The organism is Streptomyces sp. P9-A2, from assembly GCF_036634175.1.
GTDB lineage: Bacteria > Actinomycetota > Actinomycetes > Streptomycetales > Streptomycetaceae > Streptomyces > Streptomyces pratens.
This window is the reverse complement of sequence record NZ_JAZIFX010000001.1, coordinates 1,789,468-1,813,319: the sequence shown is the minus strand read 5'-3', so window position 1 is coordinate 1,813,319 and position 23,852 is coordinate 1,789,468. Positions and strand designations below refer to the sequence as shown.

The following is a 23,852-nucleotide window of genomic DNA, read 5'->3' as shown; positions in this document are numbered from 1 at the left end:
TCTGCCGGAGAACAACATGCGGGTGGGCGGCGCGCTGACCTGCGACATCAAGTCCAGAAACCCACAAGTTGTTTCTCTGCACGCCCTAACGACCTCACCCGCGATAGTGAGCGGGCTCCCGACGCCCTGCGGCTTCGCCTCCGGCGTTGTCGTCGGTCGCGATGGTTCCGCCCTCACTTCCTCCTCCGCCTTGGAGGCGAAGCCGCATGAGGCCGCTCGCTGATCCACTCCCCATCGCGGGTGAGGTCGTAAGCGCGCTCTCGCCTCCGCTCCTCCTGCCCCGCTCAGGCGGCGGAGGAGGAGCGGGGCGTCACCGCCCGAGCCGCGCGTTGGTGTGCCGGGTCGGCTCGGCCGCGGCGGGGTCCTCGGGCCATGGATGCCGGGGATAACGGCCGCGCAGCTCGGCCCGTACACCCTTGTAGCCGTCCTTCCAGAAGGAGGCGAGGTCGGCGGTGACGGCGGCGGGACGCCCGGCCGGGGACAGCAGATGCACCAGCAGGGGCACCCCGGCCACCCGTGGCGACTCCTGGAGCCCGAACATCTCCTGGAGTTTCACCGCGAGCACCGGCCGACCGGGGTCGGAGTAGTCGATCCGGACCGCGGACCCGCTGGGTACGGTGATCCGCTCGGGGGCGAGTTCGTCCAGGCGGAGAGCCTCCCCGGACGCCCACGGCAGCAGCCGGCGAAGGGCCTGCCCGGCGTCGATCCGAGCCAGGTCGGCCCGGCGCCGGGCGCGGCTCAGTTCCGGCTCCAGCCACTCCCGCACGCGCGCGTGCAGCGCCTCGTCGGACACGTCGGGCCAGGGTTCGCCGGCCTGCCGGTGCACGAACGCGAGCCGTTGCCGCAGCACGGCCGCCCCGGCCGGCCACCGCAGCAGCCCGAACCCCTCCCGCCGCAGCCCGTCCAGCAGCGCGGCCCGTACGAGTGCGGGCTCCGCGTCGGTACGGGGCCGTACGGCCAGTTCGACGGCCCCCAGCCGCTCGACCCGCCGGGCGACGACGTCCCCGTCGGCCCAGTGCACCTCCTCGCGCGTCTCCAGCAGGGCGTCGGCCGCCCACCGCGCGGTGGCCTCGTCGACGACCGCGCCGAGCTGCACGCGCGCGTGCCCCCGCCCCACGGGCCGGTCGGCCGCGGCGACCGCGATCCAGGGCGCGCCGCGCAGCCCGGTGCCCGCCCCGGCCTCGGCCCGTGTCCCGGACACCATCAGATACGAACCGCCGTCCGCGCGGGCGATCCGCTCGGGGAACGCGAGCGCGGCGACCAGCCCCACCCGCGCGTCCATTTCGTCCACGTGCGGCGGGCCGCCGCCCGTCTGTGAGGTGTCCCTCGCTGTACCCCGTGAGGCGCCTTGCGAGGTGCCCCGCGCGGAGACGTCCCGGGCGAGCGCGCGCAGCCGTCGCACCTCGGCGCGCCACCGCTGCGCGTAGGCGTCGTCCCCGCGCCGCGCGGTGCGCAACGCGCCGGCGAGATCGTCCCCGTAGCTCCGCGGCGCATCCTCGCCGATCAGCGCGACCACCTCGGCGGCGAGCGCGGGGCCCACGGCCGTCGCCGCGTCCAGCAGGGCACGCCCGAGCCGAGGATGCAGGCCCAGCCGGGCGAGCCGGGTGCCCCGCTCGGTGGCCCGACCGTCGGCGCCGACGGCCCCGATCGCGGTCAGGACGGCCCCGGCCGCCGCCATCGCCCCGGCCGGGGGCGGATCGAGCAGGGCGAGCCCGGAGGCGTCCGGGTCGCCCCAGCAGGCCGTCTGGAGCGCGAACGCCGTCAGATCGGCCACCTTGATCTCGGGGGAGGGGAACCGCGGCAGCCGGGCGTCCTCCGCCTGTGCCCAGCACCGGTACACCGCGCCCGGCGCCTCGCGCCCGGCCCGCCCCGCCCGCTGCCGGCCCGCCGCCTGCGAGGCCCGTACCGTCGTCAGAGCGCTCAGGCCGCGCGCGTGGTCGACGCGGGGCTCACGCGCGAGGCCCGCGTCCACGACCACCCGCACCCCCGGCACCGTCAGTGACGACTCCGCCACCGAGGTCGCCAGCACCACCCGGCGCCGCTGTCCGGGCGCCAGCACCGCGTCCTGCACCGCGGCCGGCGCCCGTCCGTGCACCTGGAGCACCTCGACGTCCGGGAGCGTCCCCAACTGTGCGGCCACCCGGGCGATCTCGCCCACGCCCGGCAGGAACACCAGAACGTCCCCGTCCCGCTCGGCCAGCGCCCGCCGCACCACCGACGCCGTATGCGTCAGCAGCGCCGGGTCGACCCGCATACCGTGCGGCGGCCGCAGGGGACGGGCGGGAGGCGCCCACACCACCTCCACCGGGTGCGCCGTGCCGCGCGCCTCGACGACGGGCGCGTCGCCCAGCAGTCGTGCCCAGCCCGCCGCGTCGGTCGTCGCCGACGCGGCCACCAGACGCAGCTCCGGACGCAGCGTCTCACGCACGTCCCACAGGAACGCCGCGGCCGTGTCCGCGTCCAGATGCCGCTCGTGGCACTCGTCGAGCACCACGACGTCCACACCGGTCAGCTCCTGGTCACGTTGCAGCCGCTGAAGGAGCACGCCGGTCGTGACGACCTCCACACGCGTGTGCCGGCCGGTCACCCGCTCCCCGCGCACCGTGAAGCCGACCGACTCGCCGGGCTTCTCGCCCAGCAGCCAGGCCATCCGTCGGGCCGCCGCGCGCGCCGCGATCCGCCGCGGCTCGGCGACCACGACCCGCCGCGCGGGGCCGTCGCCGGTCAGCCCCGCCAGCACCAGCGGCATCAGGGTCGTCTTTCCGGTACCGGGCGGCGCGACGAGGACGGCGGTGCCGCGCTCCCGAAGGGCGTCGGTCAGCCGGGGAAGCGCCTCGCGCACGGGAAGGGCGTCCAGAGCGTCGTGACGGATCACGCCCTCAGTCCCGTACGCACACGAAGATCGCCGTTCCCGGGATCAGACGGCCGCGCAACGGGGACCAGCCGCCCCATTCGGAGCTGTTCCACTCCGGCCACTGCGGCTCCACCAGGTCCACCAGTCGAAAGCCCGAGGCGGCGACGTCGCGGACCCGGTCGCCCAGCGTCCTGTGGTGCTCGACGTACACCGCGCGGCCCTGCTCGTCCTCCTCCACGTAGGGGGTGCGGTCGAAGTAGGACCCGGAGACGCTCAGTCCCTCCGGGCCGGGCTCGTCCGGGAACGCCCAACGGATGGGATGGGTGACGGAGAAGACGAACCGACCGCCGGGCCGCAGCACCCGGTGCACCTCGCGCAGCACGAGCCGCGGGTCGGCGACGAAGGGCAGTGCCCCGTACGCCGAGCAGGCCAGGTCGAAGGAGCCGTCCGCGAACGGCAGCACGCCCGCGTCCGCGCACACCAGCGGGAACGGGCCGCCGATGCGCAGCGCGTGCTGAAGCTGCCGGTGCGAGATGTCCAGGGCCACCGGGCGCGCGCCCTGCGCGGCCAGCCAGCGCGAGCACTGGGCCGCTCCGGCGCCGAGCTCCAGGACGGCGCGGTCCTTCAGTTCCTCCGGCGGGCCGAGGAGCTCGGCCTCCACCTCGTCGAGTCCCTCGGGGCACCACACGAAGCGGTCGTCGCCGAGGAACGTGCCGTGCTCGACCTGGTACTCGTCCGCGTTGCGGTCCCACCAGCCCCGGTTGGCGCGGGCGCTCTCGGTGATGCCGGCGTCCCGTCGGGTCGCCTCGGGTTCGGGGCCTTCGGGCTCTTGGATGATCGGCTCCATCGTCGTACTCTTCCGTCCAGTCGCCCCGGCTGTCGCCACAGGGGGCGCGGTGTCCTGCGGTGGCGGGTTCCGCGTGGCCTCAAGGTGGCATCTGACGTGCGGCTCTACCCCCGGACGGGGGAATTGTGCCGGTTATGCGGCGATCTGCCCCGGGTGGGGGGCTTCGTGCATTGACCCCGCCCGGCTGCACCCGTATGCTACAAGTTGCGCTGCGAGCCTGCGCACCTCAGACATAGCAGGCTGTGCTCGCGTCTGTTGTATGTCCCCTCGGTTGTCGAGGCGTCACCGGACACCCGGTGTCTGGAACAGCTCTTCCTGAGCTGTCCGGCTTCTGCAGAGCGAAACGGGTTCCGGCGTAGCAGTACCTACGACTCACTGTCCGTACCGGAGCCCTTTCCCACATGACGAGCAGCACCGAGACCACCGCCACCACCCCGCAGGTTGCGGTCAACGACATCGGTAACGAGGAAGCCTTCCTCGCCGCGATCGACGAGACGATCAAGTACTTCAACGACGGCGACATCGTCGACGGCGTCATCGTGAAGGTCGACCGGGACGAGGTCCTGCTCGACATCGGTTACAAGACCGAAGGTGTCATCCCGAGCCGCGAGCTCTCGATCAAGCACGACGTCGACCCCAATGAGGTCGTCGCCGTCGGTGACGAGATCGAAGCCCTTGTTCTCCAGAAGGAGGACAAGGAAGGCCGCCTGATCCTCTCGAAGAAGCGCGCCCAGTACGAGCGCGCCTGGGGCACCATCGAGAAGATCAAGGAAGAGGACGGCATCGTCACGGGTACCGTCATCGAGGTCGTCAAGGGTGGTCTCATCCTCGACATCGGCCTCCGTGGCTTCCTCCCGGCCTCCCTGGTCGAGATGCGCCGTGTCCGCGACCTCCAGCCCTACGTGGGCAAGGAGCTCGAGGCGAAGATCATCGAGCTGGACAAGAACCGCAACAACGTGGTCCTGTCCCGCCGTGCCTGGCTGGAGCAGACCCAGTCCGAGGTCCGCCAGACGTTCCTCACCACCCTCCAGAAGGGTCAGGTGCGTTCCGGCGTCGTCTCCTCGATCGTCAACTTCGGTGCCTTCGTGGACCTGGGTGGCGTCGACGGCCTGGTGCACGTGTCCGAGCTGTCCTGGAAGCACATCGACCACCCCTCCGAGGTCGTCGAGGTCGGTCAGGAAGTCACCGTCGAGGTCCTCGACGTCGACATGGACCGCGAGCGTGTCTCCCTGTCGCTGAAGGCGACGCAGGAAGACCCGTGGCAGCAGTTCGCCCGCACCCACCAGATCGGCCAGGTCGTGCCCGGCAAGGTCACGAAGCTGGTTCCGTTCGGTGCGTTCGTCCGCGTGGACGAGGGCATCGAGGGTCTGGTCCACATCTCCGAGCTGGCCGAGCGCCACGTGGAGATCCCGGAGCAGGTCGTCCAGGTCAACGACGAGATCTTCGTCAAGGTCATCGACATCGACCTCGAGCGCCGCCGCATCAGCCTCTCGCTGAAGCAGGCCAACGAGGCCTTCGGTGCCGACCCGTCGGTGGTCGAGTTCGACCCGACCCTGTACGGCATGGCCGCGTCCTACGACGACCAGGGCAACTACATCTACCCCGAGGGCTTCGACCCCGAGACCAACGACTGGCTCGAGGGCTACGAGACCCAGCGCGAGGTGTGGGAGACCCAGTACGCCGAGGCGCAGTCCCGCTTCGAGCAGCACCAGGCGCAGGTCATCAAGTCCCGCGAGGCGGACGAGAAGGCTGCTGCCGAGGGTGTCGACACCGCGGGTGCGGCTCCGGCCGCGTCCGGCGGCGGTGGCGGCGGCTCGTACTCCTCCGAGGGCGGCGACAACTCCGGCGCCCTGGCTTCGGACGAGGCGCTGGCCGCGCTGCGCGAGAAGCTGGCCGGCGGCCAGAGCTGAACTCCCCCAGCGGGGGGACCCCCCTCCGCTGAGGATTAGCCGGTGACTGAGGGGCCGTACCTTTCGAGGTGCGGCCCCTCAGTGCTGCGCTTCGGGGCGGAGGGTGCTGCGGGTCGGTGAGGGCTTGTCACGCCCGCGCGGCGGAGCCGCGGGTCGACACGGCCCCACGCCCTTCGGGGAGTTGCCCTCATCCGGGAATGCCGGTGCCGCGCGTCACGTTGTCCATGGGGAAACAGGAGGAGGGGCGGTCACTGTGCTTGATCCGCAGGGTTTGTACGCATGGGAGCCGAAGGGGCTGGCAGTCGTCGACATGGCGCTCGCCCAGGAATCGGCCGGTCTCGTCATGCTCTACCACTTCGACGGATACATCGACGCGGGCGAGGCCGGCGACCAGATCGCCGAGCGGCTGCTCGACTCGCTGACCCACCAGGTCGTCGCCCGGTTCGACCACGACCGGCTCGTCGACTACCGGGCCCGTCGCCCCCTGCTGACCTTCACCCGGGACCGCTGGACCGACTACGAGGTGCCCACGCTCGAGGTGCGGCTGGTCCAGGACGCCACCGGAGCACCGTTCCTGCTGTTGTCCGGGCCGGAGCCGGACGTGGAGTGGGAGAGGTTCGCCGCAGCGGTGCGACAGATCGTGGAACGGCTCGGCGTCCGCCTGACCGTGAACTTCCACGGCATCCCCATGGGAGTCCCGCACACCCGCCCCGTGGGCATCACCCCGCACGGAAACCGCACCGACCTCGTCCCGGCGGCCCACAACAGCCCCTTCGAGGAGGCGCAGGTGCCCGGCAGCGTCGAGGCCCTCGTCGAGTACCGGCTCATGCAGGCCGGACACGACGTACTCGGAGTCGCCGCGCACGTGCCGCACTACATCGCCCGCTCCGCGTACCCGGACGCGGCACTGACCGTCCTGGAGACCATCACGGCCGCCACCGGCCTGGTTCTGCCCGGCGTGGCGCACTCCCTGCGCACCGACGCCCACCGTACCCAGACCGAGATCGACCGCCAGGTACGGGAGGGCGACGAGGAACTCACGGCCCTCATCCAGGGCCTCGAGCACCAGTACGACGCCGCCGCGGGTGCCGAAACCCGGGGCAACATGCTCGCCGAGCCGGTGGAGATCCCGTCGGCGGACGAGATCGGGCTCGAGTTCGAGCGGTTCCTGGCGGAGCGCGAAGGCGACCTCTGAGACGGCTGGGACACCGGGGTCCCCGGCCGTCCCGGCACCCCATGCCGGTCCCGCCCGGGGCGCCGACGACGACAGGCCCTAAGCTTTCGGACATGCTGACGGTGGGACTGACCGGCGGGATCGGCGCAGGCAAGAGCGAGGTGTCTCGGCTGCTCGTCGAGTGCGGCGCCGTGCTGATCGACGCGGACCGCATCGCGCGCGAGGTCGTCGCGCCGGGGACACCCGGTCTCGCGGCGGTCGTGGCGGCCTTCGGCGAGGAGATCCTCACCGAGGACGGCAGCCTGGACCGGCCGGGACTCGGCGCGATCGTCTTCGCCGACGAAGAGAAGCTCACCCTTCTCAACTCGATCGTCCACCCCCTGGTGGGCGCCCGCTCCCGGGAGCTGGAGGAAGCCGCCGCCGAGGACGTCGTCGTCGTCCACGACGTGCCCCTCCTCACGGAGAACGGCCTCGCGTCCCTCTACGACCTCGTGATCGTGGTCGACGCGAGCACCGGCACCCGGCTCGAGCGGCTCGTCGGCCGGCGCGGCATGAGCGAGGAGGACGCCCGCGCGCGGATGGCCGCCCAGGCGACACGCGAGCAGCGCCGGGAGATCGCGGACATCGTCATCGACAACGACGTGCCCCTGGACGAGCTGGCGCGGCGGGTGAAGGACGTATGGGCCGACCTCGTACGCCGGGCGGGGGCGGACCGGCGGCCCGCGCAGGAATAGAGGTCACCGGCCGGGGCGTTGAACCGGTTCGGCGAGGGAAGGATGCGGCTGTGCCCAAGAGCAGTGGTTCGACCGGACGTACGCCGGAGACGCATGTCATCGACTTCCGTGCCGCTGAGCACCTGCTTGCCTCGCGGGACCCGCGGGGTGCGGTGAAGCTGCTCGACGGGGTCATCGACGCGTATCCGGAGAACACGGCCGCGCGGTTGCTGCGTGCGCGTGCCTTCTTCGCGGCGGCCCAGCTGCGTCCGGCGGAGCTCGAGTTCTCCATAGTCCTGGAGCGCGAGCCGGACAACGCCTTCGCGCACTTCGCGCTCGCCCGCACCTACCAGCGGCAGAGCCGGCCCGACCCCGCCAGGCGCCACTTCCGGCTGGCCGCCGCCCTGGACCCGAACCCGGAGTACCTGAAGGCCGCACGGTTCGACGACGACTGATCCGACGACGACCGCGGCGGCAGGGAGAGGACGGCCGGGCCTCCGGGAGAACCCCGCCCGGACCCGGTCACGGTGCCTGCCGCCCCGGGACGGCAGGCCGTCCTTCGACTCTTCGACGGTCACATCGCGTCCCGGGGCGGTTCGTACGGGGGCACGTCGCGGCCCGGCTGGTAGTGCGATCCCTGGCGCAGATGCCGGACCACCACGATCAGATCGACGGTGACGACCAGCCACAGCAGCCCGCAGACGAGCGCCCAGCCCGGGTGGTCGGCGATCGCGAACGCCACTGTTCCGGCGATCGTCCAGATCTCGCCCCACACGCTCAGCCAGAACCGCATGCGCAGCGCACTGCGCGCGGTCCTCGGCTCACTGCCTGTACGCATTCCGTCACCACCCACTCTGCTTCCACCGTACGCCGGACCGCCGACAACGGCCGCCGGCCTCTTCCGGAGGGGTTGCCGTCACTCGGTCGGGTGAAACCGGAGAGGTGGGGGAACGGGCGTGCGGATCCGGTCCGTTGGACGGGCATGAAGCCGGAGATGCGTGAGGGATACGAGGGGACGGGGCCCGGGGCGATCACCCCGGACGGCTGTGCGGTGGAGCTGTACGCGCGGCTGCCCGTCGGGGACGAGCCGGACATCGTCGCCGCCGCCGTGCCGGTCGGCGCGAGCGTCCTGGAGCTGGGCAGCGGCGTGGGCAGGATGACCCACGCGCTGCTGGAGCGCGGATTCAGGGTGACGGCCGTGGACGAGTCCGCCGAGATGCTGGAGCGCGTGCGCGGAGCACGGACCGTATGCGGCCCGATAGAGAGGCTGCGGCTGGACGAGACGTTCGACGTGGTGCTGCTCGCGTCGTTCCTGGTGCACGCGGGCGACGCGCAGGTGCGGCGGGGACTGCTGCGCACCTGCGTGCGGCACCTGGCGGAGGGAGGGTGCGTACTGATCCAGCGGGAGGGCGAGGACCACCACACGAACGTGCCGCGCGAGCGGGTGGACCCGGCGGGCTTCACCGTGCGGATCGTGTCGGCCGAGCCGGCCGGCGACGGGGTCGACGCGGTACACGCGCAGTACGTGTTTCCGGACGCGGTGTGGACGCAGACGTTCCGGTCGCGGCCGCTGACGAAGGAGCAGTTCGAGGAGGCACTGGGGGAGGAGGGCCTGCGCGTGGACCGGTACCTGACGGAGGACGGAATGTGGGTGAGGGCGTTGGTGGCGGCGACCGCGGGCTGAGCGGAAACCCCGGAATTCCGTCTGGACGGCGATGAGTTCGGGGACGAGAGGCGGTCTACCTCTACGACAGCGACACCGACCGCTTCCCGCAGGAGACACCATGTCCGAGCACACCGCCCCTGCCGTATCCGCCGCTTCCACTACGTCCGCGTCCCCCACCACGTCGGCTCGCGGGCGGTGGGCCGGGATCGCGCTGCGCGTGGTACAGGTGGTGCTCGCGCTCTTCTTCGCTTTCGCGAGCGCCCTGCCGAAGCTCATCGCGCACGCGTCGGCCGTCGAGTCCTTCGACGACATGGGCTGGGGCAGCGCGGGGATGTACGCCATCGGCGCGCTGGAGCTCGCCGGTGCGATCGGCCTGCTGGTCCCGGTGCTGCAGTCGGCGGCCGCGGTAGGGCTGAGCGCGCTGATGGTGGGGGCGTGCGTGGTGCAGATCGTCGTCTTCGACGGTCAGTACGCGGTGACCCCGATCGTCCTGATGGTGCCGCTCGTACTCATCGCCTGGGCACGACGGGAGCACAACGCGGATCTGCTGCGGCTGGTGCGCCGCCAGGGATGAGGAGAGCGGTGCGGCTCGGCCCGGTGCCACGGCTCGGCCCCGGCAAGGCGGGACCGCCCGCCGGGGTGGTGCCTCGGAATGCTGTCCGGGGCACCACCGGGTTCGGCCCGGGCCCAGGGACCGTCCCCGGCACCGGGCGTCGCCGGTCGTTCAGGGCCGCTGCCGTTTCTTCGCGCTCTTCGGGTTCTTCGAGGCCGGCTGCCGGCCACGGCCACCGGCCTCGGCCGGTGCGTCGGGTCCTTCGAGGGAGCCGGGGAGGTCGGGGCCGCTCAGGCCTCCCGAGCCACCCAGGCCGCGGAGGCGTTCCAGCTCGCGGCGGTCGCGCTTGGTCGGGCGGCCCGCGCCGCGGTCCCGGACGCCGGCCGGGGCGACGGCGTCGCGGGGCGGGGGCGGCGGGGAGTTGTCGATGTAGCACTGGACCGCGACCGGGGCGCCCACCCGCTTGCGGATCAGGCGCTTGACGACGACGACCCGCTCCCGGCCCTCGTGCCGCAGGCGCACCTCGTCGCCGACGCGCAGCGAGTGCGCGGGCTTCACCCGCTCACCGTTCACGCGCACATGACCGCCCCGGCAGGCGGCGCCGCCGAGGGAACGGGTCTTGAGCAGGCGTACGGCCCAGATCCAGCTGTCGGTCCGAACACTCTCGCCGCTCTTCGGCCCGGCGGCCTCGGCAGCCGCCACGGCGGCGGCGGTCTCCGGGTCCGGGGCGGCTGTCCCGCCCGAGCCGGGGGAGGCCCCGGCAGCGCGCGCGGGCGGTGGCGCGGGAGCGGTTTCCTGTGCGGGGGCCGCCCCCTTCGCGGGGTCTCCGCCGCCACGCGTCCTGCCGTACTCCGCACCCTCAGAAGCCATGGTCCCGACCTTACGACCTCACCCGCGACAGCGAGCGGGCTCCCGACGCCCTGCGGCTTCGAATCCGGCGTCGTCGTCGGTCGCGATGGCTCCGCCATCACTCCCTCCTCCGCCTCGGATGCGAAGCCGCATGACGCCGCTCGCTGATCCACTCCCTATCGCGGGTGAGGTCGTCAGCCCTCCGGGGCGGCCCGGTGAGAAGGGATTTCGGCCGCCGCCGTGGAGCCGGCCGAGCGGCCCGGGGGCCGTCGGTGCCGGTCGGCCGGAACCCGCGGGCTTGCGGACGCCGTCGGCCAGGGACGGCTGGGCGGCCCGTCCTACCGTGGAGCCATGGACCTCAGCGGCCTCCCCGACTTCCACGGCCTCCCCGATTCCCCCACCCCCTCCGGCGCGCACGACTCACCGAGCCTCTCCGCTCTCGACCGGCGTATCACCGGCTGTCGTGCCTGCCCACGGCTGGTGGACTGGCGGGAGGAGGTCGCCCGTACCAAACGCGCCGCGTTCACCGACTGGACGTACTGGGGACGGCCGGTGCCGGGATTCGGGCCACCGGACGCCCGGCTGCTGATCATCGGACTGGCGCCCGCCGCGCACGGCGGCAACCGCACCGGGCGGATGTTCACCGGAGACCGTTCCGGAGACGTGCTGTACGAGGCTCTGTACGACGTCGGGCTCGCCTCGCAGCCCACCTCCACACACTCCGGGGACGGGCTGGAACTGCACGGTGTACGCATCACCTCGCCCGTGCACTGCGCCCCGCCCGCCAACAAACCGACCCCCGCGGAACGGGACACCTGCCGGCCCTGGCTGCTCCAGGAGCTGCGGCTCCTGCGGCCGACGGCGCGGGCCGCGCTCGTCCTCGGCGCCTTCGGATGGCAGGCAGCCCTGCCCGCGTTCGCCGAGGCGGGCTGGACCGTATCCCGCCCCCGCCCGGCCTTCGCGCACGGCGCCCACGTCACGCTTCCCGCCCCGGACGGCGACGACCTGCACCTCTTCGGCTGCTTCCACGTCAGCCAGCGCAACACCTTCACCGGCAAGCTCACCCCCGCCATGCTGCGGGAGGTGCTGCGCACGGCGGCCGAAGCGGCGGGAGCGCCCACCCGGAAATGAGGGGAACGCCCCTGCCCCAGGCGCTACGGTGCCCCGATGGGTCTCTATCCGCACATAGAACCGTACGAGCACGGCATGCTCGACGTCGGCGACGGCAACCACGTGTACTGGGAAACCTGCGGGAACCCGCACGGCAAGCCCGCGCTGGTGCTGCACGGCGGCCCGGGCAGCCGTGCGAGCCCCGGCCTCCGCCGCTTCTTCGACCCCGCCGCGTACCGCATCGTGCTCCTCGACCAGCGCGGCGCCGGACGGTCGACACCGAGCGCGGCCGACCACGCCACCGACATGAGCGTGAACACGACCGCCCATCTCCTGGCCGACCTGGAGCGGCTGCGCGCCCACCTGGGTATCGAGAGGTGGCTGGTGTGGGGCATCTCCTGGGGATCGGCGCTGGGACTGCGGTACGCGCAGACGCACCCCGGGGTGGTGACCGAACTGGTGCTGACCGGGGTGACCACCGGCTCCCACCCCGAAGTGGCCCTCCTGACCCGCGGGTTGGGGAAGATCTTCCCGGAGGCCTTCGAACGCTTCATCGGTGAACTTCCCGCCGGTGAACGCGACGGCAACCTCGCCGCCGCCTACAACAGGCTGCTGGAGTCCCCCGACGCGGAGGTCCGGGACCGGGCCGCACAGGCCTGGACCGACTGGGAGACGGCGATCATCCCCGCGCCGCCGGGCTCGGTCGCACGCTTCCAGGATCCGGTGTTCCGCAGGGGCTTCGCCCGCACCGTCACCCACTACTGGGGCAACGACCACTTCCTCGGGGAGGGCGACGACGAGGGCGTGGTCCTCCGCGACGCGCATCTGCTGAAGGGCATCCCCGGCACCCTGGTCCAGGGCAGCCTCGACCTCGGCAACCTCCTCGGCATCGTCTGGCGGCTCCAGCACGCCTGGCCGGACGCCGAGCTGACGGTCGTCGACGAGGCCGGCCACGACGTCGAAGCCGTCGGGGACGCCGCACTGGTGGCGGCGACGGACCGGTACGCGCGCGCCGACGCCTGACGCGTACGCGCGGCGGCGGGTGTCCCACAGGTGTCCCACAGGCGGCCGCCCCACGCCCGCCCTACGGCCGCCACACGAACCGCACGTCCGGCTCCCGCTCCTCGTTCCGGCTCCCGTCGGTCCACTCGACGGCCTCGAAACCGTGCCGCGCGTAGAAGCGGTGCGCGGGCCCGTTGGCCTGGAAGGTCCACAGGGAAAGGCCCCCGGGCCCGCGCTCCTTGGCCAGTGCGACGAACCGGTCGCCCAGCCCGCGCCCGCGCCACTCGGGGGCGAGGTACAACTGCGCCAGCTGCTCCTCGTCCTCCAGCACCATCACACCGACGAGGCCCCCGCCCTCCCTCTCCGCCACCCACGTCTCGCGCAGCGGCACGAGGACATGACGGAAGAAGCCGTGCACCTCGTCGTCGGACCGAGGCCGGACCACGCCCGGCAGGGCCGCGGCGAACGACCGCAGCCAGACGTCGGCCGCGGGGTCGGCGTCGGCGGGCAGGGCTCGGCGCAGGTTCACCGTCCGGTCGTCGATGATCATGAATTCGCCGCCGCGTCCGGTACGACGGCCGTCGCGGTGATCTCGACGAGCTGCCCGGGGTAACCGAGGCAGGCCACACCGAGCAAGGTCGACGAGTGCGGCCCGGTGCTCAGCCCGGACGCTTCGACGACGTCCCACACGGCGGAGAGCGCGGCGGGCTCACCGCTGACGACGTACACGTCCGTCGACACGACCTGCGTCAGGTCGCTTCCCACCGCACGCAACTGCTCCTCGAGGTTGGCCAACACCTGCTCGGCCTGCCACACCGGGTCCCCCTCCCCGACGAGCCTCCCGTCGGCGTCGAGCGGAACCGACCCGGCGAGGAACGCCAGCTTGGTGCCCGCCTCGACGACGGAGACGTGGGAGTACGTGGGGGCGGGAACAGACTGGGGGCGGTGACGCGCCGGATCACACGGGTTCCGGTCTTCAGCGGTGCTGGTGAGGAGTCGACCGGCCCTGAGGACCTGCCTAGCCCTTGCAGAACTGGGCTATCGCGGCGGCCGCTCCTTCCTTGAAGCCCTTCTCGAAGTTGGGGTCGACCGCGACCGCTCCTTGCGGTGCCTGTTCCTTGCAGGTCGCCTTGGCGAGCGCGAAGCCCTGTGTGAAGCCCTTCTTGAACTGGTCCTGGGCGTCCTGCTGTTCGGCCTGCTCGACCGTTCCACAGCTGAGTGTCGGTCCGCCCTTTTCCTGCATGGTCACCGGTCCGCCGGTGGCGCCGAGCCCAGCGCTACCGCTGAGCTTTCCGTCAGCCCCGGCCGTCATGATGATGGTGCTGTTGGCCTGCTTGATGGTCACTTCCGCTCCGGGCGTGAGCCCTTGCCCGATGATGTTGAAGAGCGAAGAGCCGGGGCTTTGCGTCACGTGGCACGTGGCTGTGGGTGCTACCGCCTGGGCGGAACCGGCCACGAGGGGCACCGAGCCGACTGCCAGCGAGGACACCAGAAGGGGTGCCAATGCGGCGAGGCGAAATCGTCCGTTCATTGTTCTGCCTTCCCGTCGGGGCATACGGGAGCACATGCAGGCTGAAAGGGTTCGAACGCGCGGGACGCGCGGGACGCGCGGGAGAGAGGATGCGGTTCCGCGCCACTACGGCGCGGTCTCGCCGCCCGAAGCCGTGAGACTGGAAGAGTTCTCGGGCGGCCCCTGCACATGGGCTCTGTATCCGATGATGGCCACCGCCCCACCATGGGGGCCTTGGCATTCCCGTCCATGCTCTCGCGCCCGTACCTCGCTGTCGACTTGAGAGGAACCGCACACAATCCGCCGGTCGCGGCCCCGGACTCCTGGCTCTGGCCCCCGACGGAACTCCGACGGCCTCTTCGGCCCGGCGCAGGTGTGTCTCGACGCCACGCTGAGCCGGTGATGCCTCTTGCCCGACAGTCGCCACGCGTGGCATCCCGGTCATATCGCCCCACGGAATCCGGAGATCATTCGGCAGGGGGCGACGGTCTCCAGCTGATGAGCCAACGACGTAGCGCAGAGCGACGGTTGGGTTACTGTGTGAACATCATTGCGGCCGGGGGGCGCACGCCTCCCGGTGGATCGGAAGGTTCGGGGGCTTCGATGGATCCCTATCTGCTCACACTGGCCGGTACGGCCGGTACGGCCCTGGTGGGGCTGCTCGTCGGTGAGGGGTGGCAGCGGACGCGGGACGGGGTGGTGGCCGTCTGGCGCCGCTTCCGTCCGGGGGCAGCCGAGGAGGTCGGGCGGGAACCGGAGGCGTCGCGGGCCGCCGTGCTCGACGCGTGTGAGGGTGGCGGGACCGATCCCGCCGGGCGGCTGGAGGGACAGCGGGGCGATGCCGTGGTCCGGGAACTGACGCGCGCCGTCGGCGAGTGGGCGGCACGGTGCCGGGAGTTGGAGGAACAGGTGGACCACGCCAGGGCCGAAGGACGCGCCGAGGCGCGGGCCGAGTTCGCCGAGCGGCTGCGCGACGCCGAACTGCGGGTCGCGCGGGTCCTGAAGGAGGCCGAGGAGGAGCGCACCAGGCTGGAGGTGGAACTCGCCCGGGCGCAGGGGGAACCGGCCGCTCGGCGGCAGGCCGTCGAGGGGGAGCGGGAAACCGCCTCCGTCCGCGACCCGCTCGACCTCGCATGGGAGTGGCAGGGGGCCGAGGACGCGCCCGTACTCCTCAAGACCTTCGTGACCGGAACCCGCGTGTTCCGCGAGCAGCTGCGGCAGCTCGGCATGGTGGCTGACTGAGGGGACGGCCGGTGGACCGCACCGGGAACCGTCGAGGGAGAACGGGCGGGGGAGTTCGACCCGGTGGGGGAGCGGACGTGCGCGCCACCGGTCCGTGCCGGGCGCGCGGTCGTGCCCCCGCCCGTACCGGAACCGGAGGCGACCGCCGTGCTCGCGTCCGCCCCCCCGCCACGGGTTCCTGTCACTTCCCCGGGGGGCTCCCGTGCCCGGTCCGTCCCGGTGGCAGGACGTCTTCCGCCCAGACGGTCTTGCCGGGACCGGTGGGGCGGGGCTGGACGCCCCAGTCGTCGGCGAGGGCGTCCACCAGGAGCAGGCCGCGGCCCGACTCGCCGTCCGGGGCCGGTGTTCCGGCGACCGGTCGTCTCTCCGCGCGGGTGTCCGTGACCTTGATGCGCAGCGTGCCGTCCTCGGCCTCGGTGAGGCGCACGTGGAAGTCGCGGCCCGGTACGTGTCCGTGCTGGACCGCGTTCGCGGTGAGTTCCGCGGCGATCAGCGTGACCGTCTCGTTCGCCGGTGAGGTGTACGGGTGGCCCCACGTGTCCAGGCGGTGCGAGACCATCCGGCGGGCGAGGCGGGCGCCGCGCGGGGTCGAGGTGAACTGCATCGCGAACGTGTGGGTCGGCTGGGGCGTACGCCTTTGTGGGGGAGTCACTGACTTCATGGGGTAACCGTGGCGAACTGTGCGTAGCGTTGAACAGGCGTGACGCGCTGACCGGCGGTGGCTGTACGTCGCCGGCGCGAGGCTTGTACACGGGGTGATCCGTGACGAGGTTCCTGCGGGGCGGGTTGGTTGCGTACGCGATGACTGTGCGGGGTGTTCGGCGGTGAGTACGTACGGGAGGTGCCGGGCGTGGAGGAACAGCGGCAGCAGGTGGACGGCCGGGAGCAGGAGGCGAGCGCCGACATCCTGCACGTCTTCGGGCGGCAACTGAAGCTGTGCAGGGAGCGGGCGGGGCTGGACCGGGCCGAGCTGGGAAGCCGGACGGGGTACTCGGCCTCGACGATCGCCTCCTTCGAGCAGGGGAGGCGGATTCCGCCGCCCAAGTTCATCGACAAGGCGGATGAACTGCTCGAAGCGGGTGGGCTGTTGAAGGTGGGGAAGGAGGAGGTGGCTCGGGCGCAGTATCCGGCGTTCTTTCGGGATGCGGCCAGGTTGGAGGCTGAGGCGGTTGAGTTGCACCTGTACGACACCCACCTGGTCAACGGCCTGCTACAGACCGAGGAGTACGCGCGGGCGGTGTTCGCCATGTGGCAGCCGCTCCTGGACGAAGTGATCATCGAGCAGCGCGTTGCCGCCCGATTGGCGCGGCAGGAGATTTTCACCCGGTACCACGCCCCGCACCTCAGCTTCGTGATCGAGGAGACCGTCCTGCGCCGTCCGCTCGGTGGCAAGGCTGCCTGGCGAGGACAGTTGGAGCACCTCATGCTGATCGCGGAGAAGCGCAACGTGGTGATTCAGGTGATGCCGCTCTCCCGTGAGGAACACGCGGGACTGGCCGGCCCGTTCACCTTGATGGAAACCAAGGATGAGCGCAGGATCGCCTACACGGAGGTGCAAGGCGACAGCCGCGTCCACACGGAGCGTCAGAAGGTGCGAGGGCTTGAGCGCACGTACGGAATCCTTCGCGCGCAGGCCCTCACTCCGGCAGACTCACTCGGGTTGATCGAGACGTTGCTGGGAGAGAGATGAGCGGGGACATGGTCAGGTCCGACATCGATGACCTGGCGTGGTTCAAGAGCAGTTACAGCGCCGGCGACGGAGGCCAGTGCGTCGAGGTTGCGGCAGGGAACGACCTCCTGCATGTACGCGACTCGAAGGACAAGGCAGGCCCGATGCTCGGCCTCGCGCCGGAGGCGTGGGCGGAGTTCGTCGGGTTCGCCGCTCGGCACACCGCGTAGAGCGAAGAGCGTCGCAGTGCCCCGTGACCGCAAACTTGGGTCACGGGGCACTGGCGTGCCTACGAGGATCGCGACGGCGACCAGCGGCCGGCCGCGATCTCGCCGCACCGTGGTCTCGGGCGACCGCAGCAGGGTCTCCGAGTCGACCTCCGACGCCTGACGGCCTTCACCGCCGCGGGCCCCCCGCCCGGAGCTTTTCGAGGTGGACCAAGGCCATGGGAGGGAGGAGCGACCCCGGTCCTGCGGGAACCTCACGGAACAAGCGCATCACGGACCGCGTTCCCCCAGGAACGCATCCTTCGCTCGCATCGTCACCTCCCGGAAACGAGACCGTTCCCTTTCCTCCGACAACTCCGCTTACGGTGGACACCGCGTCCCCAGCCCGGTCACCGTCGCCCGCGAGCCCGCCCCCGCCCCGACGTGACGACTGGAGTTCCGTGTCCCGTACCGCGCCCGCCGTACCTCCGTGGCTCGCCCACGCCCTGCGCTCCCAGCGCGGGCCGGTCCCGTGGAGCGCGGTCACGCGGGGGGCGCTGGGCGGTGGGCCCCTGCTGGTCGCCGCCGTCCTCGCCGGGCGGCCCACCCTCGGTGTCGTCGCCGCCATCGGCGCCATGTTCGCCGGGATCAACGACCGGCCGGGCAGCCGACGTGTCTCCGTCAACCGGATCGGAGTGCCCGCGCTCGCCGGGGCGGCCGGGCTCCTCGTCGGGACGTACACGGGGGACCACGCCCCGGCCGTGCTGCTGACGCTGATATTGACCGGGTGCGGGCTGGCCGCCGGCGCGGTCAGTGCGCTGGGCCCCGTCGGCTCCGCCGCCGGGACGCAGCTGCTCGTCGGGGCCGCCGTCGGCGCCGGGATGCCCCTGCCCGAAACCGGATGGCAGCGGGCGCTCGCCTTCCTCGCCGGAGCCGCGTGGCTGCTTCTGCTGCGGCTGGCACTGCCCACCCCGGGGTCCCTCGCAGGGGACTTCCGGTTCGACGGCGAGCGGCATGCCGTGGCCGGTGTGTACGAGGCCGTCGCCGCGCTGCTCGACGCCGCCGGCTCACCCACCGCCATCGCGCGGCGCGCCGCGCTCACCGCCGCCCTCGACCACGCTCAGGACGTGCTGGCCGGACCCCGGCTGCGGCGGTACGCCAGTTCCGCGGCCGAACGGCGACTGCACGCGCAGTACGCCGCCGCGCTGCCGCTGGCCGAGGCCGCGACCGCGCTGGCCTGGGCCGGGGAGGCCGTACCGGCTCGCACGTCCGAAGGGCCCCGTCGGCTCGCCGTCGCCGTACGCGGCGGTGCCCCCGGCGGGCCGCTGCCCGCGCCCTCCCGGTCCGTCCCCGCGCTGCGCGCCCTCGACGACGCCCTCCTGCGCGCCGCCGTGGCCTTCGACCGGGCCGACGGCGGCGACCTGCACACGCGCCGTCGGTCCCGCGCCGCCCTCGCCCGTACCGTTCTCGGCACCCGGGGTCAGGAGTACGGCCTGCGGGTCGCCCTCTGCTTCGGCGTGAGCGTCGCCGTCGCCCAGGCCCTGTACCACGCCCGCTGGTACGGGCAGCACGACCACTGGTACTGGCTGCCCGTCACCGCCGTCTTCCTCGTCAAGCCCGACCTCGGTCCGCTCGCCTCCCGGGTGCTGAACCGGGCCGCCGGAACCGTGCTCGGGGCGCTCCTCTTCGCCGGGTTCGCCGCCGTGCTGCCCCGGCCGGAAGGGCTCATCGCGCTGGTGGCGGTCAGTGGGGCGCTCATCCCGGTCGCCGCCCGGCACTTCGCCGCGCAGACCACCGTCATCACCGTGCTCGTGCTTGCCCTGGTGATGGTGGGCGGTGAACCGCAGGCCTCCGTGGCACGGATCGGCGAGACACTGCTGGCCTGCGCCATCGTGCTCGTCGTCGGCCACCTGCCGATGCCCGTGCGGCGCGGCGGCGCCATCCGGGCCCGGCTCACGGAAGCGGGGGACGCCGCCCACACGTACCTCGCCCACGTGCTGGACGGGTCCGGCGACCGCGCCGCACGCTGGACCCTGCGCCGCGAGGCCTACCGCGCCCTCGCCGAGGCCCGCGGCGCCATCGCGCTCGCCTCCGCCGAACTCCCCGCGCTCGCCCGGCACGCCGACGGCGCGGACGACTTCGCCGCCCTCCTCGAACGGCTCGTCGACACCACCACCGCCTGCGCCGTCCACCTCGACGACACGGGCCGGCTCGACGCCCGCCACGCCGAGCAGCTCACCGAACTGCGGGACGCCCTCTCGGAGCACCGCGAGCACGTCGGGGTCCGGCTGCCGGAGCTGTCCGTCACCGGGTGAGCACCGGGTGAGCGGGCGGTTCGAAAGAATCTTGGAACCGGGCGGGCGGGTTCCGATGAGTTCCGGTGCCGGCGTCGGTCACCTCTTGCAACGGGACCGTTGCACAGGAGGAACCATGTCGCTTCCGGAGATCGTCTCGCGCGCCGACTGGCGCGCGGCGCGTGCGGAACTGCTGGTCAAGGAAAAGGTCGTCACCCGCGCGAAGGACGCGCTCAACGCCGAGCGGCGCCGGCTGCCCATGGTCGAGATCGACCGGGAGTACGTGTTCGATGGCGGTGGGGGTACCTCCCTGCTCGAGCGGAGCCGAGAGCTTGGGGGGCAAGGCCACGCTGCTCGACCTGTTCGAGGGGCGCCGGCAGCTCGTCGTGTACCACTTCATGTTCGGGCGAACGGTGATTGAAAGCTTTCCCGCGGGCGGGCCGCGGGGGTCCTGGCCCGCGGAGGAGTTCGCGCGGGCGCGGCGTATGGAGGGCCTGCCCGCCGAGGTCGTCATGGACCTCGCGACCGACATGTTCCTGGTGATCGTCCGCGGTGGCGACGGCAGCGCGGACGCGGCCGCGTGAGCCCGCACGGGCCACGGCAGGGTGGTGGGCGGCGCCGTGTGAGGCCCGGGAGTCCTATGCGGTGACCGGACGGGACCAGCTCGGGGTCGTGTTCGTCAGGCGGCACACCGCCAGGTAGAGCGGTATCGGCGGAGTGTACGGAAGCGTGCCGTCGGGGCGATGGATCAGGCTGGGGAGGTCCGGGGTATCCGGCACGACGGCCCCCGTGTCGTACCGCGCGGGGGCGGGCCACTCCAGGGCGTAGTCCGAATCGGACGGAACCAGCCACCACCAGTGCGCCTCATCGGCGTACACGCACCCCACCCGTGGCAGCCGGGGCAGGACCAGCGGCCCGAAACGGGCCGGTACCGCCACCGCGTCGCAGCCCATCGGAGCCGTCATCCCCTCGGGGACGGACAGGCGCAGGAGCGGTGCGGCCGGAGTCCCCATCCCGCGCTGGAGGCGAACCAGCGTGTTCAGGCTCAGGGTGCGAGTCCCCGTCACGCCCATTCCCCGTCCCGGCGGTACCGGCGCGGGGCCGTGTGCTGACAGGGGGGAGGTGCGGGCGAAGCGGTCGGGGCCGCTTCGCGGTGGTGCCGCTGCTCGGGCTCCTCGCTCTCGTCCCGGCCACCGGCCGGGCCCGGCTTGGGGCGCTCGCCCCAGCCGAGGTCGTTCCGCGGCCCGTCGGAGGGGCGCGGTGTGTCGGCCTTGCGGGGCAGCTCGGCCCAGACCAGCAGCCCGGGGCCCTGCTCGTGGGCGCCCCAGGCGTGACACATGGCGTCCACGAGAAGCAGGCCCCTGCCGTGCTCCTCCTCCGGCTGCTGCCGGGTGTTCGCACGGGGTCGGCCGGGGGCGCAGCCCTCGTCCCGTACGGCGATGCGCACCAGGTCGTCGCCGTCGTGCAGCTCGCAGACTATGTGGCTGCTCGCCGTGTGCACGATGGCGTTGGTGACGAGTTCGGAGACGACCAGAGCCGCTGTGTCGCAGGTGTCCTCGCACACCGACCAGCCGGTCAGTCGGGCCCTTGTCAGGCGTCTGGCCTGCGCGGGAGAACCCGGGTGAGCAGCCAGTTCGAAGCGGAACCGGCGCTGGACAACAGCCCCTGCGGAGTCGGCGGCTCCCTGAGCGGAGCCGAGACCGAAGGGGCGCGCAGCGGCGTCTGTTCCTAAGGGCGCGGGCGGAATCACGCTTGCCACTATCGCCCCGCCGTGCACACTTGGCAAGTGTCACTCTGGAAAATCCAGAGTGCTGTGTGACGGTCTGGACGGCCGTGACACACTGCTCGCAACAGCACCCCGCGCGGCGCCAGTTGAGGTCATCGAAGAAAAGTTCGATGGATCTCGGATTGGCGCCGCAGGGCTGTCGGGGCCGGCTGTCGGGGCTGTCGGAGTCCTCAGCTTCGGAAATGTCAGGAAGTCCTTTTCGTGGAGGTGGAGCGTGAGTGAACCGCGGTCCGCGCCGACGGTCGGCCAGGTCGTCCTCGGCCGGCGCCTGCTGGATCTGCGGGAAAGCGCCGGCCTCAAACGTGAGGAGGCCGCACGCGTCCTGCGCGTCGCCCCCGCCACGGTCCGGCGCATGGAGATGGCCGAGGTCGCGCTCAAGATTCCGTACCTCCAGCTTCTGCTGAAGGCATACGGGGTCTCCGACAGCGAGGCCGACGCCTTCGTACAGCTGGCGGAGGACGCCAACCGGCCCGGCTGGTGGCAGCGCTTCCACGAGATCCTGCCCGGCTGGTTCTCGATGTACGTCAGTCTCGAGGGCGCGGCTACGCTCATCCGCAGCTACGAGCCCCACTTCGTCCCAGGTCTGCTGCAGACCGAGGACTACGCACGCGGCGTGCTGCTCTCGGGTGCCATCGGGCAGACCCGGCCCGAGGACATCGAGGGACACGTCGCCCTGCGCATGCAACGGCAGGATCTGCTCACCCGTGACGACGCGCCCCGGCTGTGGGTCGTCATGGACGAGACGGCGCTGCGCCGCCCGGTCGGCGGCCCGGAGGTGATGCGTGCCCAGATCGACAGACTCCTCGAGGCCACGAAGCTGCCCAACGTGACGCTCCAGGTAGCCCCGTTCGCCAGTGGGCCGCACCCCGGCACGTACGGGCCGTTCGTGCTGTTCCGATTCGCCATGCCCGAACTGCCGGACATGGTCTACAGCGAGTACCTGACCGGCGCCGTCTACCTGGACGCGCGCACCGAGGTGGCGACCCACCTCGAAGTCATGGACCGCATGGCGGCGCAGGCCGCTACAGCACATCGCACGAAGGTGATCCTCAGGGATCTCCGCAAGGAGCTGTGAATGAACCACATCAAACCCCTGTCCCTGTACTTGTCCTCCCTCCTGCCGGTGCCCCCGCCCCGGGTCGGGGGGATCTACAACGGCATGCCCGCGCGCGAGCTGGGCAGCGAGGGCTGGCACAAGCCGTGGAGCGGCGGCAACGGCGGCAACTGCCTGGAGGCGATGAAGCTCGACGACGGCCGGATCGCCGTACGGCAGTCCACCGACCCGGACGGGCCGGCGCTCATCTACACCTCGGCCGAGATGACGGCCTTCATCGAAGGAGCCAAAGCGGGAGAGGCGGATTTCCTGCTGTCCTGACCCTTGCCGACCGTCCTACCGTTGCTTCCCGGCGTACACCCGATGTTGCTTGTTCCCCCTCCCGCCCCCCTTCCCCCTGCTGACTCCCCGCCGAGTACGCACCCCCGTCCCCGCGCAGCACTCCGTTCCGGGTGTCCCCGCCCACTCCGCTCACCACACTGGCTCGGCACTGAAATTGATCACTAACAGTTGCAGACACTTATGGAGTTCGTCATGACCGGGCAGCAGCACCCCGTCGAGATCGACACGAGCAAGCCGCACACCGCGCGGATGTACGACTGGTACCTCGGAGGCAAGGACAACTACCCCGTCGACGAGGCCATGGGCCGGCAGATGCTCACCCTCGACCCGAGGGTGCCCGTGATGGCGCGGGTGAACCGCTCCTTCATGCAGCGCGCCACGCGCTGGCTCGCCGGCCAGGGCATACGCCAGTTCCTCGACATCGGCACCGGCATCCCCACCGAGCCGAACCTCCACCAGGTGGCCCAGGAGATCGCACCCGACGCGCGCGTCGTCTACTGCGACAACGACCCGATCGTGCTGGCCCACGCCGGCGCGCTGCTGCGCGGCACCGACGAGGGCGTGACCGAGTACCTCCAGGCCGATGTGCGCGATCCGGAGAGCATCCTGGAGGGTGCGCGGAAGATCCTCGACTTCGACCGGCCGGTCGCGCTCTCCCTCATCGCGCTGCTGCACTTCATCTCCGACGAGGACGGCGCCCACGAACTGGTCGGCCGGCTGCTGGCCGAGCTGCCCTCCGGCAGCTACCTGGTGGTCTCCCACGCGACGCCCGACTTCACCCCCGAGGAATCGAAGGCGGCCACCGAGAAGCTCAAGGCCGCGGGCGTCACGCTGGCCCTGCGCTCCCGCGAGGAGTTCACCCGTCTCTTCGCCGGCCTCGAGCTGGTCGCCCCCGGCGTCCAGGTGCCCCACCTGTGGCACCCCGAACTGGGCGAGCCCGTACCGGGCCAGGACGACGGGGTGATCCCGGGGTACGGGGCGGTGGGGCGCAAGGCCTAGAAGACTCATGAAGATCTTGGTGAGGGGCCGCCCGGCCGCAGGCCGGGCGGCCCCTCGGTCTATGCGGTGGCC

Annotated in this window: 26 protein-coding genes and 1 pseudogene; 17 read left to right on the top strand and 10 right to left on the bottom strand. The window is 72.0% G+C overall.

Annotation, left to right across the window (positions count from 1 at the left end; all coding sequences use genetic code 11):
- Nucleotides 1–310: 310 nt before the first annotated feature.
- A complete protein-coding gene (gene hrpB, locus V4Y04_RS08245) occupies nucleotides 311–2,875 on the bottom strand; it encodes an ATP-dependent helicase HrpB (protein WP_332426683.1) in 2,565 nt (854 codons plus the stop codon).
- Nucleotides 2,876–2,879: 4 nt separating this feature from the next.
- Nucleotides 2,880–3,701 carry a class I SAM-dependent methyltransferase gene (locus tag V4Y04_RS08240; protein WP_332426682.1) on the bottom strand — a complete coding sequence of 274 codons (822 nt, stop codon included), beginning with the start codon at nucleotides 3,699–3,701 and terminating at the stop codon, nucleotides 2,880–2,882.
- A 401-nt stretch (nucleotides 3,702–4,102) separates the two neighbouring features.
- Between V4Y04_RS08240 and rpsA the strand changes: the two genes are divergently transcribed.
- The 4 genes from rpsA (at nucleotide 4,103) to V4Y04_RS08220 (ending at nucleotide 7,953) form a co-directional block, all read left to right on the top strand.
- Nucleotides 4,103–5,611, top strand: coding sequence for a 30S ribosomal protein S1 (gene rpsA / locus V4Y04_RS08235; protein WP_332426681.1), 1,509 nt, complete (start codon nucleotides 4,103–4,105; stop codon nucleotides 5,609–5,611).
- Between the two features lie 253 nt (nucleotides 5,612–5,864).
- Complete coding sequence (locus V4Y04_RS08230; protein ID WP_332426680.1) at nucleotides 5,865–6,806, top strand: PAC2 family protein; 942 nt, start codon at nucleotides 5,865–5,867, stop codon at nucleotides 6,804–6,806.
- A 92-nt stretch (nucleotides 6,807–6,898) separates the two neighbouring features.
- On the top strand, nucleotides 6,899–7,519 hold the full coding sequence (gene coaE / locus V4Y04_RS08225) for a dephospho-CoA kinase (RefSeq protein WP_332426679.1): 621 nt from the start codon (nucleotides 6,899–6,901) through the stop codon (nucleotides 7,517–7,519).
- Nucleotides 7,520–7,569: 50 nt separating this feature from the next.
- Complete coding sequence (locus V4Y04_RS08220; RefSeq protein ID WP_332426677.1) at nucleotides 7,570–7,953, top strand: tetratricopeptide repeat protein; 384 nt, start codon at nucleotides 7,570–7,572, stop codon at nucleotides 7,951–7,953.
- A gap of 119 nt (nucleotides 7,954–8,072) precedes the next feature.
- Here V4Y04_RS08220 and V4Y04_RS08215 read toward each other — a convergent pair whose 3' ends face one another.
- Nucleotides 8,073–8,336: a DUF6343 family protein gene (locus tag V4Y04_RS08215; RefSeq protein ID WP_332426676.1), complete on the bottom strand. Its 264-nt coding sequence runs from the start codon at nucleotides 8,334–8,336 to the stop codon at nucleotides 8,073–8,075.
- Nucleotides 8,337–8,492: 156 nt separating this feature from the next.
- On the opposite strand from V4Y04_RS08215, the gene V4Y04_RS08210 reads away from it, so the two are divergent.
- Together V4Y04_RS08210 and V4Y04_RS08205 are read left to right on the top strand one after the other, a co-directional pair.
- Nucleotides 8,493–9,182 carry a class I SAM-dependent methyltransferase gene (locus V4Y04_RS08210; protein WP_332426675.1) on the top strand — a complete coding sequence of 230 codons (690 nt, stop codon included), beginning with the start codon at nucleotides 8,493–8,495 and terminating at the stop codon, nucleotides 9,180–9,182.
- 100 nt (nucleotides 9,183–9,282) lie between these two features.
- On the top strand, nucleotides 9,283–9,738 hold the full coding sequence (locus tag V4Y04_RS08205) for a DoxX family protein (RefSeq protein WP_332426674.1): 456 nt from the start codon (nucleotides 9,283–9,285) through the stop codon (nucleotides 9,736–9,738).
- A 150-nt stretch (nucleotides 9,739–9,888) separates the two neighbouring features.
- On the opposite strand, the gene V4Y04_RS08200 is transcribed toward V4Y04_RS08205, so the two are convergent.
- Nucleotides 9,889–10,587, bottom strand: coding sequence for an RNA-binding S4 domain-containing protein (locus V4Y04_RS08200; RefSeq protein ID WP_332426672.1), 699 nt, complete (start codon nucleotides 10,585–10,587; stop codon nucleotides 9,889–9,891).
- A gap of 330 nt (nucleotides 10,588–10,917) precedes the next feature.
- On the opposite strand from V4Y04_RS08200, the gene V4Y04_RS08195 reads away from it, so the two are divergent.
- Entirely contained in the window at nucleotides 10,918–11,697 is a 780-nt protein-coding gene (locus V4Y04_RS08195) for a uracil-DNA glycosylase (protein ID WP_332426670.1), read from the top strand.
- A 36-nt stretch (nucleotides 11,698–11,733) separates the two neighbouring features.
- Nucleotides 11,734–12,699 carry a prolyl aminopeptidase gene (gene pip / locus V4Y04_RS08190; protein WP_332426668.1) on the top strand — a complete coding sequence of 322 codons (966 nt, stop codon included), beginning with the start codon at nucleotides 11,734–11,736 and terminating at the stop codon, nucleotides 12,697–12,699.
- A 61-nt stretch (nucleotides 12,700–12,760) separates the two neighbouring features.
- Here pip and V4Y04_RS08185 read toward each other — a convergent pair whose 3' ends face one another.
- The 3 genes from V4Y04_RS08185 to V4Y04_RS08175 form a co-directional block, all read right to left on the bottom strand.
- Nucleotides 12,761–13,228: a GNAT family N-acetyltransferase gene (locus V4Y04_RS08185; protein WP_332426666.1), complete on the bottom strand. Its 468-nt coding sequence runs from the start codon at nucleotides 13,226–13,228 to the stop codon at nucleotides 12,761–12,763.
- The gene (locus tag V4Y04_RS08180) at nucleotides 13,225–13,560 is read right to left on the bottom strand and encodes a RidA family protein (protein ID WP_443080167.1); all 336 of its coding nucleotides are present in this window, start codon (nucleotides 13,558–13,560) and stop codon (nucleotides 13,225–13,227) included. The genes V4Y04_RS08185 and V4Y04_RS08180 overlap by 4 nt, the downstream gene beginning before the upstream one ends.
- A gap of 136 nt (nucleotides 13,561–13,696) precedes the next feature.
- On the bottom strand, nucleotides 13,697–14,209 hold the full coding sequence (locus V4Y04_RS08175; protein WP_332426664.1) for a hypothetical protein: 513 nt from the start codon (nucleotides 14,207–14,209) through the stop codon (nucleotides 13,697–13,699).
- A gap of 582 nt (nucleotides 14,210–14,791) precedes the next feature.
- On the opposite strand from V4Y04_RS08175, the gene V4Y04_RS08170 reads away from it, so the two are divergent.
- The gene (locus tag V4Y04_RS08170) at nucleotides 14,792–15,430 is read left to right on the top strand and encodes a hypothetical protein (RefSeq protein ID WP_332426663.1); all 639 of its coding nucleotides are present in this window, start codon (nucleotides 14,792–14,794) and stop codon (nucleotides 15,428–15,430) included.
- A gap of 181 nt (nucleotides 15,431–15,611) precedes the next feature.
- Here the strand turns inward: V4Y04_RS08170 and V4Y04_RS08165 are convergent, their stop codons facing one another.
- Nucleotides 15,612–16,091, bottom strand: coding sequence for an ATP-binding protein (locus V4Y04_RS08165; protein WP_332426662.1), 480 nt, complete (start codon nucleotides 16,089–16,091; stop codon nucleotides 15,612–15,614).
- A gap of 189 nt (nucleotides 16,092–16,280) precedes the next feature.
- On the opposite strand from V4Y04_RS08165, the gene V4Y04_RS08160 reads away from it, so the two are divergent.
- The 5 genes and pseudogenes from V4Y04_RS08160 (at nucleotide 16,281) to V4Y04_RS08140 (ending at nucleotide 20,183) form a co-directional block, all read left to right on the top strand.
- Complete coding sequence (locus tag V4Y04_RS08160) at nucleotides 16,281–17,120, top strand: helix-turn-helix domain-containing protein (protein WP_332426661.1); 840 nt, start codon at nucleotides 16,281–16,283, stop codon at nucleotides 17,118–17,120.
- Between the two features lie 8 nt (nucleotides 17,121–17,128).
- Nucleotides 17,129–17,329, top strand: coding sequence for a DUF397 domain-containing protein (locus V4Y04_RS08155; RefSeq protein WP_332426660.1), 201 nt, complete (start codon nucleotides 17,129–17,131; stop codon nucleotides 17,327–17,329).
- 437 nt (nucleotides 17,330–17,766) lie between these two features.
- Nucleotides 17,767–19,620 carry an FUSC family protein gene (locus V4Y04_RS08150; RefSeq protein WP_332426659.1) on the top strand — a complete coding sequence of 618 codons (1,854 nt, stop codon included), beginning with the start codon at nucleotides 17,767–17,769 and terminating at the stop codon, nucleotides 19,618–19,620.
- A gap of 115 nt (nucleotides 19,621–19,735) precedes the next feature.
- Nucleotides 19,736–20,003: pseudogene (locus V4Y04_RS08145) on the top strand (DUF899 family protein); the annotation flags it as partial.
- The gene (locus V4Y04_RS08140; protein WP_332432756.1) at nucleotides 19,998–20,183 is read left to right on the top strand and encodes a hypothetical protein; all 186 of its coding nucleotides are present in this window, start codon (nucleotides 19,998–20,000) and stop codon (nucleotides 20,181–20,183) included. The pseudogene V4Y04_RS08145 and the gene V4Y04_RS08140, both read left to right, overlap by 6 nt.
- Before the next feature lie 54 nt (nucleotides 20,184–20,237).
- Here V4Y04_RS08140 and V4Y04_RS08135 read toward each other — a convergent pair whose 3' ends face one another.
- Complete coding sequence (locus tag V4Y04_RS08135; RefSeq protein WP_332426657.1) at nucleotides 20,238–20,672, bottom strand: hypothetical protein; 435 nt, start codon at nucleotides 20,670–20,672, stop codon at nucleotides 20,238–20,240.
- Nucleotides 20,663–21,358: an ATP-binding protein gene (locus V4Y04_RS08130; RefSeq protein ID WP_332426656.1), complete on the bottom strand. Its 696-nt coding sequence runs from the start codon at nucleotides 21,356–21,358 to the stop codon at nucleotides 20,663–20,665. The genes V4Y04_RS08135 and V4Y04_RS08130 overlap by 10 nt, the downstream gene beginning before the upstream one ends.
- A gap of 241 nt (nucleotides 21,359–21,599) precedes the next feature.
- On the opposite strand from V4Y04_RS08130, the gene V4Y04_RS08125 reads away from it, so the two are divergent.
- The 3 genes from V4Y04_RS08125 to V4Y04_RS08115 all read left to right on the top strand — a co-directional run bounded on the left by V4Y04_RS08125 (nucleotide 21,600) and on the right by V4Y04_RS08115 (nucleotide 23,780).
- Nucleotides 21,600–22,460, top strand: a complete 861-nt coding sequence (locus V4Y04_RS08125) for a helix-turn-helix domain-containing protein (protein ID WP_332426655.1) — start codon at nucleotides 21,600–21,602, stop codon at nucleotides 22,458–22,460.
- Nucleotides 22,461–22,544: 84 nt separating this feature from the next.
- Nucleotides 22,545–22,760: a DUF397 domain-containing protein gene (locus V4Y04_RS08120; RefSeq protein ID WP_095534118.1), complete on the top strand. Its 216-nt coding sequence runs from the start codon at nucleotides 22,545–22,547 to the stop codon at nucleotides 22,758–22,760.
- Nucleotides 22,761–22,973: 213 nt separating this feature from the next.
- Nucleotides 22,974–23,780, top strand: coding sequence for an SAM-dependent methyltransferase (locus tag V4Y04_RS08115; protein ID WP_443079976.1), 807 nt, complete (start codon nucleotides 22,974–22,976; stop codon nucleotides 23,778–23,780).
- Nucleotides 23,781–23,852: the final 72 nt, after the last annotated feature.